Origin of the sequence: Coprococcus sp. ART55/1, assembly GCF_000210595.1 — a bacterium.
GTDB classification, from domain to species: Bacteria; Bacillota; Clostridia; order Lachnospirales; family Lachnospiraceae; genus Coprococcus; species Coprococcus aceti.
Map to the genome: position 1 here is coordinate 833911 of NC_021018.1, position 3108 is coordinate 837018.

3 protein-coding genes are annotated in these 3108 nt (G+C 45.6%); 2 read left to right on the plus strand and 1 reads right to left on the minus strand.

All coding sequences use genetic code 11. The features are described from left to right. Together CCU_RS03990 and CCU_RS03995 are read left to right on the plus strand one after the other, a co-directional pair. A partial coding sequence (locus tag CCU_RS03990) for an LPD16 domain-containing protein (RefSeq protein ID WP_015533656.1) occupies positions 1–1630 on the plus strand: 1630 nt, incomplete at its 5' end. Between the two features lie 4 nt (positions 1631–1634). After that, positions 1635–1838, plus strand: a complete 204-nt coding sequence (locus CCU_RS03995) for a transposon-transfer assisting family protein (RefSeq protein ID WP_015533657.1) — start codon at positions 1635–1637, stop codon at positions 1836–1838. A 397-nt stretch (positions 1839–2235) separates the two neighbouring features. On the opposite strand, the gene CCU_RS04000 is transcribed toward CCU_RS03995, so the two are convergent. Next, positions 2236–3108: relaxase/mobilization nuclease domain-containing protein (locus CCU_RS04000; RefSeq protein WP_208895973.1), on the minus strand; the 873-nt coding region annotated here is incomplete at its 5' end.

Consider the following 3108-nt stretch of genomic DNA (forward strand, 5'->3'; position numbering starts at 1 on the left):
AATGCCTACTGCCAACCAGAAGCACATCGAGGAAAATGTACCGATTACGGAGTGGGACAATCCGTATTTTGAGGTAAAAGAGCCGGAGCAGATGGCATTTTCCATAAAAGATAAATTTGTCAGCATACAGACCTGTACGGAGGGTTATGATTATTCCGTTTTTGATGCGGATTACAAGCTGATTGACGGTGGCGTGTATGACAATCCTGATATTTTCATTCATGCGGCATTAATGGACATTCTGGAGGACTTTGAACTGTCAGAACAGGATAAGCGTATTCCGGTGGACTATGAGGAGCTGATGGAGAAAACAGAAGCGGTGGAGCGTGAACAGTTAAATGAGCGTATCCGGGAGGAAGTGCCGGAAGCAGACAGTGTTGTTGCTGATTTCAAGGCAAAGACAGAGGAATTATTTAACGGAATCGACGGACAGACACAGGACGATATAGATCAGACGGTATGGGCATATCTGCAATCCAAGATTGACGAGTATGAGATAGATGTTGAGCTTGTGGATGTGGTGGTGTCCGGAAGCAGATGCAGAGGACTGGAGAAAGCAGGCTCCGATCTGGATGTGGTTGTGGAGTATAAGGGCAGGGAGCATGAAGATGATCTGTTTAATGCCTTTAACGAGGACGGTCTTATGATTGGTGGTGTGAAGGTTGACATCAATCCTATCACAGAGGGCAAGACCGGAACACTTGCAACTTATCTTCCGAGAGTGGAAAGCTATCTTGCAGAGAAACAGGCAATGCAGAAAGCGCCTGCTGTGGAAGACATACCGGAGAAAACCGTTACCTTAACAGTTGCAGAGTGTGGCGAATTTCACAGTCTGGGAGAGTTTCATGAGAATATCGCAGGCGTGGAGGAAGCAATCGATGTCTGGAAAAGCATACCGCCGGAGCGAATGAATGGGATTCCGAGCATCGGCATTAACATACACACTGAGGGAACCGAGCGTTATGAGGATGTCGAAATGGATATTCTCTCCGGCAAGGTCATTGATCTGGAGGTCTTGGATTACGTACCGGACATAACAGACGATCCGAAAGCAATCGAGGTCATAGCGGAGCTGATTGATAAGTTACCGGACATTGAGGTGCGTGGTTCACTGGAGAAGTGGCAGGCGGCTATCCTTGCTTCTCAGATAGACCAGTTTTCCTACGATTATGACACCTATCAGTATCGGGATACGGTTGAGGACAGAGAAGCACAGGTTGCCAACATCACTGAGGACATCAGAAACGGAAATACCGGGTATCTGAATGACTTTCTCAATGCGGTCATTTCTGAAGGCGTCAGAGAGAGCATTACGGACATTTTCGGACAGGGTGTGGAGATTGATGACAGCGAAGCGGTTCAGACTGCGAGAAGGGCAAAGGAGCTGCTTGACAAGCTGGCAGAATACAAGCCGCTTGCAAAGATTGAGGAGCTTACCGAACAGAATTACAACATGATTGATAATGTCTTAAACAACGGAGCCGAGAAAAGGAAACAGGAGCAGACCAAAGGCAGAATTTCCATAAAAGAGAAGTTGGCAGAGAAAAAGGCAGTCATAGAGCAGAGGGATAAGGCGGAACGTACTTTACCTGAAAAGGAAACCGAGAAAAAATCACAGAGGGAGATGTAAGAAGATGAGTAAATTCACAGTAGAAGAAATCAATTTCATGTGTGTGTTTGAAACACGGAACAGGACGGATATGATTGGGCAGATCAGACAGGTAATGCCGCACATAAAGGACAGCGATATGGAGGAGCTTGGAGAGCAGGTGTTAGGTAAGCTCCAGAACATGACCGATGAGGAATTTGCAGAAATTTCTTTGGAAGCGGCAGAGTGAATGTGAGTAGGTACTAGTAAATTTCGACACCACATGATATAATGTTTTTCAGTCAGATTAGAGCAGTAGGGATAGTCTTGCGGTTGTCCTTTCTGGAAACAGAAAGGAGGTCGGTATGAATACTTTAGAAGTGCTTACACTTTTACTGGTTGTATTTGCAGCCTTGACATACATAGACAATAAACGTAACCGCAAATAAACGGAAAGGCTATCCTCTACGCCAATAGGGGATAGCCTGTAATCCGTTAATAAACTTAACGCTTTATAAGTTTCCGATTGTGCAACCGTTGGACACTCCAATATCCTTCGGTTTTCTAATCTGATTATAAACCAGCCTTGCAGATTTTGCAAGAGGTTTAGGATAGGGGTGCCTAGCGCACCTCTATTTTTTGCCCATTTACAGGTTCGGAGTATCTTTTTTCTCTTGTTGATCCTGTGCAGGATCGGGCTGTGTCCGTCCGAGATACTGATTGAGATTTTCCTGTTTCTGTTTCAGCTCACGCACTTCCTTTTCACAATCTTTATAGGTGGAAGTCAGCTCGCTTTTCTGCTTCATCAGTTCCTGATACTCTGCTTTTAGCTTATCGACATTCAAGCCCTTTAAGTTTATGCCCGCTTGTTCAAGCATGCGTCTTGCGCCACCATAAAGGATAATTTGGCTTTCGTATCTGCGGAAATATGCGTCCGGGTTCTTGGCTTTTTTGTAGCCGATATGATAGGAGCGGTTGTCTTTGTACTGCTGTGCATATTTGATGATTTCTGCAAGGTCTTTGATGCGGTGTTCCAGTTCCACCACGCTCTGCTTTGCAGACTTTCCGGCTTCGGTTTTCACCGCAATTTTGTGTTCCAGTTCTGCAAGGGAGCCGACTTCATTATAGCTCTGTGCGGCGATTTTTAAATTCTCAATGGCAGCCCACCTTTGCAGTCCCGAACTGCTTCTAAATTTCTCGTCCGAGGTGTCAATGAGCCTGCGGGCAGAGTAGTCCCTTTTGGGGATTACTGCCTTTCGCTCCCGTTTCCTTTCGATGCGTTCCTTGATACGTTCTTTTGTGTATTCCTTACCCAAAGACCTTGTACTGCCACGCACAAAACGCTCTTTATCCAGAGGGCGGAATGAGATGTATTTGGCAGCTCCTTCTTCAAAAGTTTCCCCTTTGATTTCATACCCTTTGGCTCTCATCAGAAGCAGAAATTCTTCGTAAGTGGAAGCCGACTTGATGCAGAAATTGATGTCCTTTCTGATCTGCGTTTTCCATGCAGAACCGTTCTG